Below are 17560 nucleotides of genomic sequence, written 5' to 3' on the forward strand. Positions count from 1 at the left end.
AAATCAAAAGGCATGCAAATATCAGGAAGCACGATGAATTGCCCACACTCAACTCAACAGCCAGACATTGCTTTGCAAGTCAATCAATGGCTCAACGATGTCGTTATTGGATTAAACCTTTGCCCTTTTGCAGCAAAGCCGCAGCGCAACAAACAGATTGAAATTTTTGTTAGCCAAGCAACAACCGACGAAGCTTTATTGGAAGACATCTTTAACCAGCTATTAAGGCTCGACCAAACCCCAGTAAACGAACTGGAAACAACACTGGTCGCCGTGCCAAATATGCTCGCGGACTTTTGGGACTACAACCTGTTCATTGATTGGGTTGAAGGCTTGATCCGCCAACAAGGTTGGGATGGTATTTTCCAAGTCGCGACCTTCCATCCCGATTACTGTTTTGCCGATTGTGAGCCTGACGATGACTCCAATTTGACCAATCGTTCACCGGTGCCGGTTTTCCACCTGATCCGCGAAGAAAGCATGGAAAAAGTACTCAAACATTACCCTGATCCGGAAGCGATTCCAGAAACCAATATTGCCCGTGTTGGCGCACTTACCAGCGAAGAGCGCAAACAGCTCTTTCCTTACTTATTTAGTTAATTCCTTCTCTATCGTCAGCATCAGCTCTTGGTGCTGACGAATGTGTGATTTCTTACTCGATCAATTGGCTAATTCGCGTCGAACCATGGCGAGGAGAGCATGCGTTTGCTAATATTGCGCGATATTTGTTATTGCCGGATTTAAGCGCATGTATTTATCAAAACTGACTCAAGAAATTTTCGATCACCTTTACTGTGATATTAACGAATTCCGTAGCACTTTCGACCTACCCGTTGCTGCGCCAGAAAGCCTAGACGCTAAAGCCGACACGCTGCACACCTCACTGGCTATCGAAGAATTGACAGAACTTGCGGAAGCGGACAATAAAACTGAACAAGCAGACGCGATCATCGACAGCGTTTACGTTTTGATGGGCCGCCTTGTACACCTTGGTAACGACAAAGTTGAAGACAACCTTGCGATCAGCTACCTAATCGACCTGCTGCTTAACGTTGCTGTGAACCGCGGAATCGACTTCCTACCTTGTTGGGATGAAGTACACTCAAGCAACATGAGCAAAGTGTGCCGTAACGAAAAAGAGTATGCAGAAACTGAAGCTTTTTACGCAGAGCAAGGTATTAAATTAATGGCGGTGACTAAAGGCGATTACATCATTGCGAAGTGTGCAGAAGACTTCGTCTCAGACGCGAAGACCATCCGTCAAGGTAAGGTACTAAAATCGGTTTACTACCGTCCGGCTGACCTCGCGCAACTGACAAAGTAACAGATAGACTAAAGCTGCCTTCGGGTGGCTTTATTTTTAAGTGCAGACATGAAAAGCAGTAAACAGACAGTGAGCAAGCCAGTCACATGGATTTAATCGTGAAACTCATCCCTCTTACCATGGAACACGCTCCGACATTACTGACGTTCGAGCAAAAAAATCGTGGTTGGTTTGAACGGCACATCACACCACGTGAAGAGGATTTCTATACTCTACTTGGCGTGCAAACCCATATCGCCGAACTGCTGCTCGATCAGACTCTAAACAGAGCCTATTCAACGTTATTGCTCGATCGTCACGACAATCTCGTTGGGCGGGTCAACCTAGCCAACATGCACCAAGGAAAAGCCTTTCTTGGTTATCGACTCGGCAAGCCATGGGTAAAGAAAGGGCTGGCGAAAAAAGGGGTGAAGCTCATGATTGAGCAAGCAAAAATACTCAAGCTAAAACGTTTGGTTGCCCTCGCCTCCGTGACCAATATCGCTTCGCAGAAAGTTCTCTCTTCACAAGGCTTTAAAGCGCATCATCGCCTAGCAAAATTCACCCAAGTACAGGGAGAAACTCTGGACTGTATCGAATATCGCTTGGATCTTAATTAACGCGCTAATCCTCTATGTGAGCTGCAGTACGCCATCAATCAAATAATAAAATGCTCTTATCTTTTAGTTCCACTCTTTCCACGCGAGTATTAAACACCGCTGACAACCGTTCAGGATCAAGCACTTTATTTACCGGACCAAATGCATTCATCACCCCTTGTTCTAACAACAAGGCTTTATCGGCATGTTTTAAGGTTCGGTTCAAATCGTGATTAGACATCAAGACAGTCAATCCCATCGCTGCAACCCGATCAATCAGTTGATACAACAAAGCTTCTTGACCAATATCGAGCGGCGCTGCTGGTTCATCCAAAATCAGCACCTTGGCAAAGGGGTTAAGCTTTGGCCAGATTTGCAAACAAATGGCACACAGTCTCACCCGTTGCCATTCACCACCTGATAGCTGGTGAATACTTCGATGTAACTTATCCTCTAGCTGCAAGATCTCCGATAACTCAAGTACCGCTTCTTCAACTTCATTGAGCTTAAATTTCGCGTGGGCAGGAATCGATAACGACAGATAATGCGACACTTCTAAGTTGAAAGCCGGACGGTCTGATTGCGCGAGAAAAGCGCGATAATCCGCTAACTGAGAAATCGATGCTTGATTAACAGAGAGATCAGCAATGGTTGTTTCACCTGTCGATTCCAATAGGCCGGCCACCGCAGCTAAAAGTGTGCTTTTGCCACTGCCATTTGGGCCAATCACATGCACTATCTCACCGGGTTCAGCATGAAAAGATAAAGGGAGCAGTCGTGAACCGACACAGAGCGAATTAACGAGAATCATGATTTTTCACCAGCATCCAGATAAATATTGGCGCACCAATTGAGGTTGTTACGACACCCAATGGCAATTCACCGGCACTCAACGCTGTTCGCGCGATCAAATCAGCAAACACCACCAGCAGCGCACCAGTTAACGCTGAAATCGGCAATAGATAGCGGTTTTCACTGCCTAATGCTAAACGGAGTAAATGTGGAACCACTAAACCAACAAAGCTGATCACACCGCCTAATGCAACAGTACAACCGACTAACACTGAAACCGCCAAAATCAACTTCCAGCGCATGCTTTCAACATCAATACCAAGTTGCTTGGCGTGGGTTTCGCCCATCATTAACTTATCAAGCAAAGCACCTTTGCAGCAAAGCCATACTAGAACTGGGATCATCACTAAAGTCAAAATGTGTTGATACCAACTCGTACCGCCGATGCTACCCATCAACCAGTACATCAAAATTCTAAGACTTAAATCGTCACTAAAATAGAATGCCCAGGTGACAACTGCCCCAGCGAGAATACCAAGCGCAACACCCACCAGCAGCAAACGCGTTGTGGTTAAGCGTAGTGCTCTGGTCATCACAACCAGTAACAAGGTAAACGCTAATGCACCAAGAATCGCGGCGAACATAAACCCGATTGGGGTGGCGAATGCTGGCAGAAAAAACAGCAGCAATACCATCATCACACTGGCGCCGCCAGAGATACCGAGTACCCCCGGCTCCGCTAAGACATTACCAAGCAAAACTTGCAATACGGCGCCTGAAACCGCCAAAGAGGCACCAATGGCAATCGCCGCCAATAGTCGTGGCAAGCGCAATTGTGTCATCAATTGTTGCTCAAGGGATGAAAGAGAGTTGAACGGATTGATGAACAGTTCTCCCACCATAAGGTAGAGCGAGCTGATAGAAATTAGCGCAAAAACCACCCAACCTATCGTGCGTTGCCATCGTTTATGTTTGCGAGCCAGAAGTTGAGTAAAGTCCATAGCGTAGAGAGGTGCTTATCCGTATCGAATACAAAATAACGAGAAAAAATAATGGCCTAACGATACCGTTAAGCCATTTAAATAGAAAGAAATTTTAGATGTTTAGCAACTAATCGTAGACGATTTGTCCATCTTCATAACGAACTTGAACAGGACAGATCATTAATGCCGCTCGTTGGCCGATTTCAACATGGCGATTTGGAAAAACGATCGCTTCCTCTTCGTTTTTCGCCATTAACGGTTTTTGCCCATCATGGCCAAAGACTTCACCGTGCTTAAAGCTGGTAAAGTTTTCAACATCATCACCAAATAAGAAATCAAAATCATCATGAATGCGAACAATGGTACGACTGACACGATACATTACCGGCTTACGCGGTAAATGCTCCGCCTCGCTGGCACTGACCAAGTCACGTAATGCGAGGTCAAAAGCAATCAACTTTTTCAGGTCATTGTCACCAATTCTCGCCGCGCTACCCAGTTCAACCGTCAGCGCTTGCGCAGCAAAATTCTCAGCGCTAAACCAACTAAACGTACTTGATGGCGCGTTAGAAAACAGCAGCGCTTCTAGATGTGCACTACAGACGAAATCCATCAACTCTCGACTACGCACAGGATGTCGAGCTTTTGGGCTAACGGCAAAAGTATAGTGCTTAGACTGGCGAATGGCGCAGTGCAGATCAAAGTGCCAACGCTGCTCATCTTGCGTACCAGTGAAAAAGTCACTCACCTGCTGCTTGAGCATATCAGCAATAGCAAGCTCTTTACTTGGCTCGTGGCGCTTGGCATCAAACAGTCGATTCAAATTAGTTTCAATACTACGAGTGTGCGCATTGGTCGCTTCAGGGTGAGCAATAATAAACAGCAACCGCTCTTTAACGGGTTGAAACCCTGTCTCGATGTCTTCAATAATCCGATCAACTAACTCCATCGGGGCGGTTTCATCACCATGAACACCACACGAGATAACAATATGCTTACTATCAACATCAAGGCGAGCTGGAATCACTTCCAACACACCACGTTGATGCAATTTAAATCGTGTACCCGAAGCCACGATAGATTCAGCAGGAATCATATCGTTTTCTAAGTCTAAGCTGTCAAAAAGAAAAGATTGCCGAAATAATTTCTTCGTCATGCGCTACTCCTTTATTGCACAGCGGTATGTTAATAAAATGTTCTAGCAAGTTTTGTCGCTGCGGTCGCACTTATGGATAGAAATTACGTGCTTCATCGAAAAAACAAACATTGCCACGCTACGCAGCCCGAGGAACACGTAGAGAAGAAAGCGAGTGCTGTACAAAATAGCCGAGCAATCACTCGGCTAAACGATAGTACCATAAGATAAAATGGTAATTTGTTGATCTAAGGCGGATTCCTTAGCGAGTTTACTCACCTTGCGCGAGCAACGCCTCAAATTGCGATACTTTATCTTCAACCATTTGCAGGCTCTGACGCCAAAAATCGGCCTGTGTTAAATCCATCGCCAAGTGACGCTCAACCACGTCTTCCGCCATCATTGAGCCGGTATCACGTAATAACTGCACGTAGTCAGGATAGAAGCGACTCCCCTTGCTTTCTCTTTGCGCGTAAACGCCTTTACTGAACAAGTAACCAAATAGATACGGATAATTGTAGAAGCTCACTTCTGAAATAGAGAAATGCAATTTGCTCGCCCAAAAATACGGATCGCTTTCGCTCATTGAATCGCCATACCACTCGCGCCACGTTTCATCCATTAACTGGCATAGCTGATCAGCACTCAGCTCGCCTTCTTGGCGCTGTTGGTAAAAATGTTTTTCAAATTGATAGCGGACCGGAATGTTGACCAATAACGCATAGGCAGAAGAGAGCTCTTCCCACAACATTTCCAATTTTTGTTCGCGAGTTTGAGCCTTAGCCAGTAGCGAATCACGGACGATGTTTTCTGCAAAAATAGAGGCCGTTTCAGCCAACGTCATTGGATAACGAGTTTGACACAGCGGCATATCGCGCATCACCCAGTTATGGAACGCATGGCCTAATTCATGAGCAAGCGTCATCAGATCTGAACGACTGCCGCCCCAAGTCATAAAGACCAGTGGCGTACGGGTAGCGGCAAACTTGGTACAATAAGCACCTAAACGACGATTTGGTGTTGGCTCAGCATCAATCCAACCATTTTCTACCATCAAGTCAACAAAGTCCGCCATCTCTTGATCGACTTCCGAGAATGCTTGTTTGATCACTTCAATAGCAGCATCGAATGTGTAACTTTGCTCCGCATCGCCATCTAAGCTTGGCATACCAGCCATATGGTTCCATGGTTGCATTTGTTCCAACCCATGCACTTTCGCCATTAAGCGCCCAGCTTTTTGCCCGATATCACGATGAGCGAGTGTCGTCTCCATCATCGCATCTAAGGTATCCGGCAGAATACGGCTTTGATGCAAGCTTGGATCGAGAAAATGGACGCTGTACTGAGAAGAGCGTTTTTGATATTCACTAAGACGCCAACCCGCCAGTGCATTTAAAATGGCAGCAAAACTCTCTTGGTGGGTCGCCATGGCCTCTTGAATACCACGCCACGCCGATTGTTGCTTCTCAAAATCAGTACCATAGAGCAAACTTGCTGCTTGGGAAAAACCTATCGTTTGGCCATCATCGAGTGTGATCTGTAGCGAGCCAGTAATGTTGTCGTACATCCTACTCCAAGCATCTCGCCCATCCACTTGCATCGCGGCAAGCAGTTGCTCCTCTGCCACGCTTAACTTGGTGTCGGCAATTTTTCTATCACAAGCAATTAAAAAGGCCTGTCCATACACATCACCACTATCGTGATCGAGCACTTCTTGGATGTACTCTAAGGGCGCATTCGCCAAGGTATCTTGGTATGGTGTATAGGCTTGCGATAACTGTGAGCTTAATTTCGCCAACTTACCAATTAATGACTTCGCACCAGGATTGATGGCATCAATCGAAGCATGACATTGAGCAAAAGTGTTGATAGTGGCTAATAACTTCCCAGCCGCTTCTTTGGTTTGAATCGCATTTTGCATCACTGCCGTTAAATCGCGGCGATCAACGTGTTGATTGAGAACTTGAATACACTGCTGAATCAGCTCAATATCTTGTGTGATCTTAGCATCATTTAAATCTTGATAAGCGATGGATAAATTCCAACTTGGTGCAGTCATAATTCTTTCCTTTAAGCGTGCGATAACCCAGAGAGCGGTGTACCGATCGAACAAATTTGAACGTAGATTTTATCTGCGTGGATAATTTTTATATGCGAAATGGATTGATTGGCGATCTGTAGCGTTGAAAATAGTGCTGGATTACGCCAATCCAAGCCCAAGGTATTGGCTAAAATCATTCGGATTGTGCCACCATGGGCGATTAATAAGGTGTCTTGCTCTGCACTCTGTGCTAATGCTTGCCATCCATCAGATATACGTTGATAAAACGCGTCAATCGACTCTGAACCAGGCAATGGATGGCCGACCGGATCCTGCCAAAACTGCTCCAGCATTGGCCATTGCTGACTAAGCTGGTCAAATGGCACACCATCAAATTGGCCGAAATTCATCTCTTGAAACTCGGGGCTGACTTGCAGGCTCAAACAAGGCTTCTCAACCACTAAACGCATGGCTAAGTCTCGGCAGCGGCGCAGCGGCGAGCTAACGACATGTTCAAACGGTAGATTTATTTTAAGTAAACCGCTGCAGATAGATTGCTGCACTGAACTTGCCACCAACACATCGGTATGGCCGTTGAGCGCGGCTTCGCCAAGCGTTTTACCATGTCGCAGTAAGTAGATATTGACACTTTTCATTGTGCTAGCCTTTCAGTGTCATCGGTAAGCCTGCCGCAACAAAGGTAACCTTATCGGCTACTTTGGCGATCGCTTGGTTCATCCATCCGGCATGATCAACAAACAAACGGGTAACTTCGCCCATTGGGATAATCCCTAGGCCAACTTCATTTGAAACCAAAATAATCGTTGCCGGGCTATTGCTCAACGCACCAACCAGTTGCGCTACATGTTGATTGATCGCCGCTTCCTCTGCAGTTTTACCGTGCTCAAAAATGATGTTACTCATCCACAAAGTCAGGCAATCAATCAACACAACATCTTGCGATGTAAAGTTCGAGAGTAAGTCAGCAACCGCAATTGGACACTCGTGTAACTGCCACGACTCATCACGTCTTGCTTGATGATGAGCGATTCGCTGCGACATCTCTTGGTCTGTTTGGGTTGCGGTGGCGACATAGTGACGACGGTGTTTTGCATCAGCAAGAACACAAGATTCAGCATAACTCGATTTGCCCGAACGAGCGCCGCCTAAGATTAAATGAAGACTCATAGTGTATGGGTAAACCAAGCAAGAATAAGTAGATAGCTTAGCAGTTCCATCAATTGCTGCGCAGCGCCCAAACAATCTCCGGTAAAACCGCCAATACGTTTGATAAGCCATGCTTTAAATAGATGACGAAAGACTACCGCAGAAACAAGCAACAGCGCGGCCAAACCAAGTGGTAACAACAAGCTACTCAATACGCCGGTGGCGATCAAAATCGCTAAGTCCGCTTTACTTTGTCTATTTGCTAACGGTTTACTTTTGCTGCTATCGAGATCGGCAACGTAAGGCATATCATAAATCAGCGATGCGGCCACACAGCGACTAAGCGTATAAACGACAATAATAACCACGACTAATTGACTGACTAAGGCAAGTTCATTCAATAATACGAACTTGGCTAGCAGCGCCATAACCAGCGTTGCTGCACCGTATGTTCCAATACGACTGTCTTTCATGATGGAGAGCCGACGCTCTAAAGTCATCCCCCCGCCAATGCCATCCGCCATATCGGTTAAGCCATCTTCATGGAAAGCACCTGTCAGCAATAGGCTTATCGCCATCGTCAGCAAGACGGCCACACTAGTTGGAAAAAGAAAAGTACAGAATAGGAATGTCAGACCGCAGATCGCACCAAGTAACACGCCCACCAAGCCAAAATAGCGTCCAGCTTGATTCATTCGTTGTTCTGAATAAGGGGTATCACTTGGGATAGGTAAACGAGAAAAGAACCCCAACGCCAGCCAAAATAGCTGGAGTTGGTATTGCGCCGCTTTACGCATTACATCTCGACTCCAGCTTGGTCAAAACTGGCCATGTGGTTGTAAAACTCAGCAGCAGAGCGAATTAGAGGTACGGCCAATACGGCACCTGTTCCCTCACCTAAACGCAAAGCAAGGTCAAACAATGGGGTTGCTGCAAGTTCTTGCAACATAAATTTATGTCCTGACTCATGAGATTGATGAGCAAAAATCATGTACTCACGACATGCTGGATTTATCTTAGCAGCCACATAAGCCGCCGCTGTGGCGATAAAACCATCAACAATCACAGGGGTGTTGTATTTTTCTGCCGCCAAGAATGCGCCGACCATTTGTGCGATTTCAAAACCACCGACTTGGCGCAAAATCTCTTGAACGTTTTGACCACGGCATCGGTTCACACCCAATTGGACAAATTGGCGCTTTTTACGCAACTGTTGGTCGTTTATTCCCGTGCCTAAGCCCACACACTTCTCAACACTACGGCGTGACAACGCCGCTAAGATAGCCGCGGCACTGCTGGTATTACCGATCCCCATTTCTCCAAACATAATTAGATTGGAGCCAGAATCGACCACTTGTTTAACGATTTTGTCACCAAACGCTAAGCCCTGTTCAACCTGCTCTTTGGTCATCGCTGGTTTATGAGCAAAGTTTTCAGTAGAAGTGCCTAAACGCTGCTCAACCAACAATGACGAGTCAGTTTTAATTGGCTCAACCATACCCGCATCAACCACTAGCAAGTCAACGTCATTGGTGCGACAAAAACAGTTGACCGCCGCACCACCCGCCAAGAAGTTCTTCACCATTTGTTGAGTCACTTCCTGTGGCGCAATACTCACGCCCTCACGAGCAATCCCATGATCGCCAGCAAATACGATGACAGTCGGTTTCTTGATTTTTATCTTAGTGACAACGTCACCCTTACCCTGTCCTTGAATCATAGCCAACTTATGGGCTACCTGTTCTAACTTGCCTAATGAACCCAAAGGTTTGGTTTTATTGTTAATTTTCTGCCAAATGGCATCTGAATGAGATTTATCTAACATGATTCGCTACTACTTAATTCGGTCTGGCTATGGAGAATGTTTTTTCTAACATCGCGTAATTTGTACCACCAAGACGGCAAAGCGGATTTACGCTCATCGCGTCAATTTCTAAACGGTCCTCTCGCTGAGCAATAATTTGAGAATCAACGAACACTTGCTCAATCTCGGCAAAAACCAAATGCTGAGGAGAATCGCCAACTTCTTTTATTTCATAAAGTTTGCAGCCGAAGGCAATTGAGCAATCTTTTACGCGAGGGAGTTCAAAATCTTCCATCTCACACAATTCAATTCGACCGGCTTCTACTTCGGATTCGCCATGTGGCAATGTCGCTGCACTTAGCGTGACAGCCTCGGCAAGGTCAATACTAGCAATATGAATGACCATTTTACCGGTCTCTAGTACGTTGCGAACTGTATCTTTCATTTCACCATCAGGCTTATTGCCAACCGAAAACATCAATAACGGTGGCTGGCTGGAAATAGCGGTAAAATAAGAGAATGGCGCCAAATTATAATTTTCACTGTCTGATTCAGTCAGTACCCACGCCACTGGACGTGGAATGATCGTTTGAGTCAACAGATGGTACACTTGCGATGGTGCAAGCGCACTCATATCAATATTCATAGACGTCCCTGTTACTAATAGAATTATCTATTACGTATTTAAAATACGTTACTTAAATCAGTGTACTCCTTGTATCACTGTATTTTCTAGCGAATCCTATCAGTTCCAGCCACAAATCAATCCGTTATCACCATTTTGGCGTGATTATTCGTATTGTCGCCTTCATAATCCATTTTTTCGCCGCTTTCTAGTACCAACAAAATCACGAACCATCAAAATAGAGCGGCAAAATTATTGAAGGTCGTGGTGTCGACTTTCGATTTTTACCATCCCATCTATCTATTTTAAGAATCAAAATGAGAAATGACGGCGCTAACACCCCTATCTTACTGTTTTTATTCATTAAGTTTATTGGCTTGATTTAAGCATGTTCTATTGAGTTGATTGTGAAACTCGCATCGCGCTGAGCAACGAACTTTTAGCCGATAACGTTCTTTTTAAAAACGCTCACGTGATGAGATGTACTGTGAAGCGAGGAAACGAATATGTTTGCCAATCAAAACCGCAACAAACCTAAACCTGCCAAGCCAAAGCAGAACAAAAAACGCAGTGTGCCGCTATCATTGACGTAAATAAGCCCTGCATTAACAAAGAGTAAACTAAAGTTAAAGCCAATCGAAAGATTGGCTTTTTGCGCAACCTCATAGACTTATTGAGCCAGATGACCGATTCTTAACCAAACAGAGAATTGGAGCTTCGATAATGGCTAAGCAACAGATCGTGATCATCGCCGGTGCCACTGGTTTGATTGGTACCGAACTACTCAAGCTGATGCTCGAAGAGCGAGCGATCGATCATATCTACGCGCTCACTCGAAAGGGACTGGCGTTTAATCACCCTAAACTGCAAGAACTGCGTGATCCGCAATTGCGTGTCATCGATTGGGATGACAGCAAGCCCGCACCGGAAAAAGGCTATATTTGTCTGGGCACAACTCGTAAACAAGCAGGTTCAAAATCGGCCTTGGAAGCGGTCGATTATCATCTTGTTTGCGATGTGGCTAAAAACATGGCTCTACTCGGGGTAAAGAATCTCACCGTGGTATCAAGTTATGGTGCGAATCCACGCTCCTCTTCTCACTATCTGCGCTGCAAAGGTAAGATGGAACTGGCGCTTGAGAATCTTGGCTTTGAAAACCTGACTTTTGTTCAGCCCGGCCCTTTAGTCGGATTACGCGATACACCAAGGTGGGATGAAACCTTATTGCAAGGCATCTTAAAAATCTTCCGTCCCGTTATGATTGGTCGCTTGGCTCGTCTCATTCCCATCAAAGCCGAATTGGTTGCCCGAGCAATGTTGTACGCCTCGTTCAGTCAGCAGGCTCGTTCTATTGAGATTATTGATAGTGTCGCGATGCGACAACTGCTTAACAAGTACAAGTAGCGACGTAAATCAGAACTCGTCCCCACTCCGATGCGGTTTATTCCGCATCGGTTAAACACGTTCGCTGCAAAATTCACTCTGATTCATAGTAGATATCAAGTATCTCAATCAGTAGGATCCTCAATTCCATGTCATTCAAATTACACGCAATGGCGATACTCAACGCGTCGTCTTCAAGATAAGCAAGCAATGTCCTAAAACCTTCGAGCAAACCACCGTGCCCAACAAGTGTTCGGGAATGGAAATAGATCTCTTCTAAACCTTTACCGCGATAATCCATCTCCCCTTTCATGTATTTAAGTGACGCTTCAGAAATTAGCTCACCTTGATACAGAGCGTGATTAAATCGATTGAGGTCTGTCGGTGTCGATATCATCCCACCGGTCCCCATAAAGGTTGTTTTCGGCCATTCATCTGCAGTCACAATGCCTTGTTGGTAGTGAATATACGATTGTGCATAGCCTTCACACCCTTTCGCTCCTGAGCAATACTGAGTATCACTTAAATCAAGTGGGTCGATAATCTGCTGGTATAGCGCGTGTTCGTATGTGTTGCCTGTTACCTGTTCAATAATCCCCGTCAGCAAAATGTAATTTGAATTGGAATAGCGAAAATCTCTCATCGCGTAAGGACGGGCCGGATAGCTGGCAATTAACTCAACCAATCCAGCAAGCGTATAATCACTTTTGATATTGCTATAAAACGCTTCCTGATCAAGAAAATTGACGATTCCGCTGTGATGAGAGAGCAAGTCATCTACAGTAATGTTTTCAGCATTAGGTACTTGAGGATAGAACTGCGATAAAGGCGTTGATAGTTGCAGTTTTCCCTGCTCGATCAGTTGAAAGATGAGTGTCGCGGTAAAAGTTTTGGTTATTGAGGCGATTTTATAACGTGTATTTGGACTCGCGGGAATGTATTCATCTGGTGTGAAAAAACGCTTCTTAATATCAACGTAACCAGTTTGATTACGATACGTTACTGCACCTTTCTCCGTAATTTCGATGCTGAGCATCACCTTATTTGCATCATTCAGTGAGGAAAGGTAATCGTCTAACTTACTTTTATTGAACTCTCTTGCTGCTGCGTCACCCGATAGGATGACAAAAGACAACATCAACATTGTAAATATGCCGCTAAACTGTTGCATGATAGATCCTTATAAATCGACTACCGCCATCATATTGGTAAATGCATATAAGTTGACAATAACGCGTGCCTTTGAGAGTCACATCTGAAATTATTTTCAACACGCCAACGGTATCTTTGCGCCAACTTGGCATGAAAATCGCTATTTTTCATTGCGTTATCATGACGGCTCTCAAATTTATTTAATCTCACCTATGACACAATCAAGCGCATATTTGGCTTTTGTTGCTTCTTTCACGTGCTGAATTCACACGAACATTGACCGTTATCATCACACGTGTAAGGCAACTTTCTAAGGTAAGGAAATAAAGTGGTACAAAGGATTAATTATGAGTGCTTGCCAAGTGCAGCTGGACCCTACGTTCACGCGACAAAGCACAATGATACGCTGTATGTTTCGGGTTTGACCGCCTTTGGCACTCCCGATCAAAAGGCAAATTTGATTGAACAAAGCAAAGCAGTGTTAGCGCAACTTGGCGCCATTTTAGAGCAAGAAAAACGCTCTCGCAGTGATCTAATTAAGCTCACCGTATTCGTGCGTGATATCAGCAAACTGCCCCATATTCGTGAAATTCTTTCCGATTTTTACCAAGGCTATTTGCCAGCTTGTTCGCTGGTCGAAGTGTCACACCTGTTTGATTCTGATCTGCATATTGAGATAGAAGCCACCATAGCGCTTCAAGCGTGATCATTTGCCACTACCCCTGATGGGGTTAGTGGCTTTTCCCTTCGACCCGTCTTGAATAACGCTTCCTTGCGTTGTTATTCATTAACATAACAAGAAGCTGAGCATGCAGACTGCTACGCTTAAAAAGGCGCACAAAGTAGCCGAACTCTCGCGACTTGATTGCTAAGCGCACCACTCAGTGGTCTAATAGTAAAAAAGCCTTTAAACCATGGTAGATAGCATGCAACAAGAGCACCAACCGACGTTTTTCTTCTTCGATTATGAAACGTGGGGAACCAGCCCAGCCAAAGATCGCCCAAGCCAATTTGCGGGTGTGCGCACGGACATGGACTTCAATATTATTGGCGAACCTCTTGTCATCTATTGCCAACCTCCCTCAGACTATTTGCCAGGAGTCGAAGCGGCGCTGATCACTGGCATTTCTCCTCAACTGGCTGCAAGTAAAGGCCTGATCGAGCCTGAATTTATCCGCCAAATTCATGAACAATTGGCAACGCCAAACACGATTAGCCTTGGTTACAATAGTATTCGTTTTGATGACGAAGTAACGCGCTATACTTGTTACCGCAATTTCTTTGACCCTTATGCGTGGAGCTGGCAAAACGGTAACTCGCGTTGGGACTTACTCGATGTGATGCGTGCTTGCCATGCTTTACGCCCTGAAGGTATTGAATGGCCAGAAAACGACGAAGGCTATATTAGCTTCAAACTTGAGCACCTTTCTGTGGCGAATGGTATTGAACACGCCAATGCGCACGATGCGATGGCCGATGTTATTGCCACGATCGAACTGGCAAAAAAAATCAAAGCCGCACAACCAAAACTGTTTGATTACTTCCTTACCATGCGTCACAAGCGCAAGCTCAACGAATTGGTCGATATCGTCAATATGACCCCGCTGATGCATGTCTCGGGAATGCTTGGCCGTGAATGCAACTATACCAGCTGGATTGTGCCTGTTGCTTGGCACCCAACCAATAAAAATGCAGTTATCGTGGTTGATCTCGCCAAAGACCCACAAGTATTGTTCGATCTGGATGGGGATGCGTTGAAAGAGCGCCTATATACCAAACACAGTGATTTGGCTCCTGATGAGTTGCCCGTTCCTGTAAAGCTGGTGCATTTGAACAAATGTCCGATTCTTGCCCCTGCGAAAACACTGACGGCAGAAAATGCCGACAAGATTGGCATCGATCGTGAACAGTGCTTACAAAACTTACAAGTGATCCGTCAACACCCAGAGATCCGAGAAAAATTGATTGGCTTGTTCGCTGTTGAACGTGAATATGAAAAGAGCGCTGACGTTGATACTCAACTCTATGATGGATTCTTTTCACCCGCGGATCGCGCTGCGATGGACATTGTTCGTCAAACCGAACCTGAGCACTTAGCGGCGCTTGATATCACCTTCAGCGATGCGCGTATCGAACCGCTATTGTTCCGTTATCGTGCGCGTAACTTCCCATGGACACTCACCGAGCAAGAACAGCTTCGTTGGAATAGCCATTGCCAGGACTACTTCCAAAGTCGCATGGACGAGTACATGCTAAATTTTGAAAACTTAGTTCACGAACATGAAAGTGATACAAAGAAAATCACTCTATTAAAATCTGTGTATCAATACGTAGAGAAGCTTGTTTCGTAACCGGCAAGCTCTTCACCACCGCTCTTCGCTTACGGCTAAAAATATGGCTAAAACGTTTTTAAAATACGCAGTATCCATGGGGTTAATCTTCCTCTGCTTACTTGCGGGCACCAATATTCAACAACTGGTTGGTACATCAATACCAGGTAGCATCATTGGTATGCTGCTCCTTTTTGCTTTAATGGCTAGTGGGCTTGTCTCATCGGATTGGGTTAAGCCGAGTGCTAACTTGTTTATCCGTTACATGATTTTGCTGTTTGTTCCTATCAGTGTTGGCTTAATGGAACACTTCGACACCCTAATTCATAACGCGCTGCCAATTTTGGCCAGTGCTGTTGGTGGTACGCTGATCGTTCTGGTGACTCTCGGGCTCTTTCTTGATCGCTTACTTAAGAAGGGGAATAAATAATGTGGTTGATTGTTACTGTCGTGGTGTTTTTCTTCGCCCGTTGGCTAAGCCGCAAATGCAATACACCCTTGATGAATCCCTTGCTGATCTGTATTGCTATTTTGATCCCGCTATTAATATTTTGCAAAATTCCATTTGAAACTTATTATGCCGACAATCAATGGATCAGTTTTTTACTGCAACCTGCCGTTGTGGCATTAGCCTACCCGCTTTACGAACAGTTGCCACAAATCCGTGCGAATTGGCGCATCATCATGTTGGCATGTGGTGTAGGCTCCGTGATGTCGATGTTTACTGCCAGTGTTATCGCAGTCTACATGCAAGCAGACATGTCGCTGATTGCTAGCCTATTGGGTAAATCTGTAACCACACCCATCGCAATGGAAGTCTCGCGTAATTTGGGCGGAGAACCAGCAATTGCTGCAATATTAGTGCTGATTGTTGGCTTGTTTGGCGCCATTCTCGCCTATCCAATTTATAACTTACTTAACATTACCCACCCTATTGCTAAAGGCTTAACCATGGGAACGGTTTCCCATGCGCTTGGGACCGCTACTTGCGCTGAAAAAGACGGTGAAGATGCTGCGTTTAGTTCACTTGCGTTGGTGTTGTGCGGCGTTTTAACCTCAGTTTTAGCGCCCATGTTCTTTGCTTTCGCGGTTTGGCTGCACGGTTAATCCAACGTTCGCCCCCATTAATGAGGTCGCATAGTGTGACCTCACTCTAATTGTGAAACGTTAAATTCTGTTGCATCAATTAATGTGATTTAAATCTCGGAAATATCTCTTTTCGATCATAAAATGGGTAGCCAACGCCTTAGCTGAATTAACTAAGAGCGAATGACTGATCTAACAAGGATTCACTATGAGAAGCCGTATCGAACAAGCGCTGGCTGATATTCCATCGAACGTTGCCGAATATCTCGCACCTATCCTACTAGCGGACAACTATGACGCTACATTAAGCTGTGAGCAATTTGATAAACTACTCGAACTATCAGGATTAGAAGACGCTGAGTTACGTGTTGCCCTGCTTCCTTTTGCGGCGGCCTACTCTTACGCGCCTATCTCTAACTTTTACGTTGGTGCAATTGCCCGTGGACTATCAGGTAAGTTGTACTTCGGCGCAAACATGGAAATTCTCGGCACTCAACTAAATCAAGCCGTTCATGCAGAGCAATCTGCTATTAGCCACGCATGGATGAAAGGCGAACAAGGCATTTCCGATATCACCATCAACTTTAGCCCTTGTGGCCACTGCCGACAGTTTATGAACGAACTAAGCACGGCTCAATCGTTGCTGGTGCAATTACCACAACGTGACGAAAAAACCTTACAAGAATACCTGCCAGAATCTTTTGGCCCAAGTGATTTGGGAATTGAATCAGGCCTGATGACCACAGTCGATCACGGCAAACAGAGTGATGAAAACGATCCTTTAGTTGTTAAAGCACTTGCAGCACTAAATCGTAGTCATGCTCCATACAGCCAAAATCTAAGTGGTGTGGCACTGCGGATGAAAGATGGTAAGGAATATATCGGTGCTTATGCTGAAAATGCTGCATTTAACCCTAGCCTTCCACCACTGCAAGTCGCGATGGTTCAATTACTTTTAGACAAACAGCAACTAGCGGATATTGAATCGGCAGCATTAGCTGAATTGGTTGACGGTAGCATCAGCCACCTTGCCTATACCCAGGCAACATTGGATGCGGTTGATCCGGATATCCCACTGGCTTACCTAGCCGTATAAACACTGTTTGCCGGACGATTCGTCCTCGAAAATAAAGAACAAAAAGGCGCTCTATGCGCCTTTT

At 45.3% G+C, this 17560-nt stretch carries 19 protein-coding genes; 9 read left to right on the plus strand and 10 right to left on the minus strand.

Annotated elements, in window-relative coordinates; all coding sequences use genetic code 11:
• Nucleotides 1-33: 33 nt before the first annotated feature.
• The 3 genes from RH86_RS16090 (at nt 34) to RH86_RS16100 (ending at nt 1923) form a co-directional block, all read left to right on the plus strand.
• Nucleotides 34-600, plus strand: a complete 567-nt coding sequence (locus RH86_RS16090; protein ID WP_009387267.1) for a DUF1415 domain-containing protein — start codon at nt 34-36, stop codon at nt 598-600.
• Nucleotides 601-748: 148 nt separating this feature from the next.
• Nucleotides 749-1324 carry a nucleoside triphosphate pyrophosphohydrolase family protein gene (locus RH86_RS16095; protein ID WP_009387269.1) on the plus strand — a complete coding sequence of 192 codons (576 nt, stop codon included), beginning with the start codon at nt 749-751 and terminating at the stop codon, nt 1322-1324.
• 98 nt (nt 1325-1422) lie between these two features.
• Entirely contained in the window at nt 1423-1923 is a 501-nt protein-coding gene (locus tag RH86_RS16100) for a GNAT family N-acetyltransferase (RefSeq protein WP_223296359.1), read from the plus strand.
• A gap of 34 nt (nt 1924-1957) precedes the next feature.
• Here RH86_RS16100 and btuD read toward each other — a convergent pair whose 3' ends face one another.
• From btuD to RH86_RS16145, 9 genes are all read right to left on the minus strand, one after another.
• Nucleotides 1958-2713 carry a vitamin B12 ABC transporter ATP-binding protein BtuD gene (btuD, locus tag RH86_RS16105; protein WP_009387272.1) on the minus strand — a complete coding sequence of 252 codons (756 nt, stop codon included), beginning with the start codon at nt 2711-2713 and terminating at the stop codon, nt 1958-1960.
• Nucleotides 2700-3695 carry a vitamin B12 ABC transporter permease BtuC gene (gene btuC / locus RH86_RS16110; RefSeq protein WP_009387281.1) on the minus strand — a complete coding sequence of 332 codons (996 nt, stop codon included), beginning with the start codon at nt 3693-3695 and terminating at the stop codon, nt 2700-2702. Before btuC ends, btuD begins: the two co-directional genes overlap by 14 nt.
• Nucleotides 3696-3804: 109 nt before the next feature.
• Nucleotides 3805-4833: a succinylglutamate desuccinylase gene (locus RH86_RS16115; protein ID WP_009387283.1), complete on the minus strand. Its 1029-nt coding sequence runs from the start codon at nt 4831-4833 to the stop codon at nt 3805-3807.
• A 250-nt stretch (nt 4834-5083) separates the two neighbouring features.
• Nucleotides 5084-6871: a M3 family oligoendopeptidase gene (locus RH86_RS16120; RefSeq protein ID WP_009387285.1), complete on the minus strand. Its 1788-nt coding sequence runs from the start codon at nt 6869-6871 to the stop codon at nt 5084-5086.
• A gap of 11 nt (nt 6872-6882) precedes the next feature.
• Nucleotides 6883-7509, minus strand: a complete 627-nt coding sequence (locus RH86_RS16125; protein WP_009387288.1) for a histidine phosphatase family protein — start codon at nt 7507-7509, stop codon at nt 6883-6885.
• 4 nt (nt 7510-7513) lie between these two features.
• Nucleotides 7514-8041 carry a bifunctional adenosylcobinamide kinase/adenosylcobinamide-phosphate guanylyltransferase gene (cobU, locus tag RH86_RS16130; protein ID WP_009387290.1) on the minus strand — a complete coding sequence of 176 codons (528 nt, stop codon included), beginning with the start codon at nt 8039-8041 and terminating at the stop codon, nt 7514-7516.
• Complete coding sequence (locus tag RH86_RS16135) at nt 8038-8817, minus strand: adenosylcobinamide-GDP ribazoletransferase (protein WP_009387292.1); 780 nt, start codon at nt 8815-8817, stop codon at nt 8038-8040. Before RH86_RS16135 ends, cobU begins: the two co-directional genes overlap by 4 nt.
• Nucleotides 8817-9845, minus strand: coding sequence for a nicotinate-nucleotide--dimethylbenzimidazole phosphoribosyltransferase (cobT, locus tag RH86_RS16140; protein ID WP_009387294.1), 1029 nt, complete (start codon nt 9843-9845; stop codon nt 8817-8819). Before cobT ends, RH86_RS16135 begins: the two co-directional genes overlap by 1 nt.
• A 13-nt stretch (nt 9846-9858) precedes the next feature.
• Nucleotides 9859-10470, minus strand: a complete 612-nt coding sequence (locus RH86_RS16145; RefSeq protein ID WP_005597544.1) for a flavin reductase family protein — start codon at nt 10468-10470, stop codon at nt 9859-9861.
• A 702-nt stretch (nt 10471-11172) separates the two neighbouring features.
• On the opposite strand from RH86_RS16145, the gene RH86_RS16150 reads away from it, so the two are divergent.
• Complete coding sequence (locus RH86_RS16150) at nt 11173-11853, plus strand: nucleoside-diphosphate sugar epimerase (RefSeq protein WP_009387295.1); 681 nt, start codon at nt 11173-11175, stop codon at nt 11851-11853.
• A 73-nt stretch (nt 11854-11926) separates the two neighbouring features.
• Here RH86_RS16150 and RH86_RS16155 read toward each other — a convergent pair whose 3' ends face one another.
• Nucleotides 11927-13003, minus strand: coding sequence for a serine hydrolase domain-containing protein (locus RH86_RS16155; protein ID WP_009387296.1), 1077 nt, complete (start codon nt 13001-13003; stop codon nt 11927-11929).
• A 309-nt stretch (nt 13004-13312) separates the two neighbouring features.
• On the opposite strand from RH86_RS16155, the gene RH86_RS16160 reads away from it, so the two are divergent.
• The 5 genes from RH86_RS16160 (at nt 13313) to cdd (ending at nt 17496) form a co-directional block, all read left to right on the plus strand.
• Nucleotides 13313-13690, plus strand: coding sequence for a RidA family protein (locus RH86_RS16160; RefSeq protein ID WP_005597559.1), 378 nt, complete (start codon nt 13313-13315; stop codon nt 13688-13690).
• 220 nt (nt 13691-13910) lie between these two features.
• Nucleotides 13911-15335, plus strand: a complete 1425-nt coding sequence (gene sbcB / locus RH86_RS16165; protein WP_009387297.1) for an exodeoxyribonuclease I — start codon at nt 13911-13913, stop codon at nt 15333-15335.
• Nucleotides 15336-15378: 43 nt separating this feature from the next.
• Entirely contained in the window at nt 15379-15744 is a 366-nt protein-coding gene (locus RH86_RS16170) for a CidA/LrgA family protein (RefSeq protein ID WP_009387298.1), read from the plus strand.
• Complete coding sequence (locus tag RH86_RS16175) at nt 15744-16421, plus strand: CidB/LrgB family autolysis modulator (protein WP_009387301.1); 678 nt, start codon at nt 15744-15746, stop codon at nt 16419-16421. The genes RH86_RS16170 and RH86_RS16175 overlap by 1 nt, the downstream gene beginning before the upstream one ends.
• A 187-nt stretch (nt 16422-16608) precedes the next feature.
• Nucleotides 16609-17496 (plus strand): cytidine deaminase, encoded by an 888-nt coding sequence (gene cdd, locus RH86_RS16180; protein WP_009387303.1) that lies wholly within the window; start codon nt 16609-16611, stop codon nt 17494-17496.
• Nucleotides 17497-17560: the final 64 nt, after the last annotated feature.

Source organism: Vibrio sp. N418 (assembly GCF_000222565.1).
Lineage (GTDB): Bacteria > Pseudomonadota > Gammaproteobacteria > Enterobacterales > Vibrionaceae > Vibrio > Vibrio scophthalmi.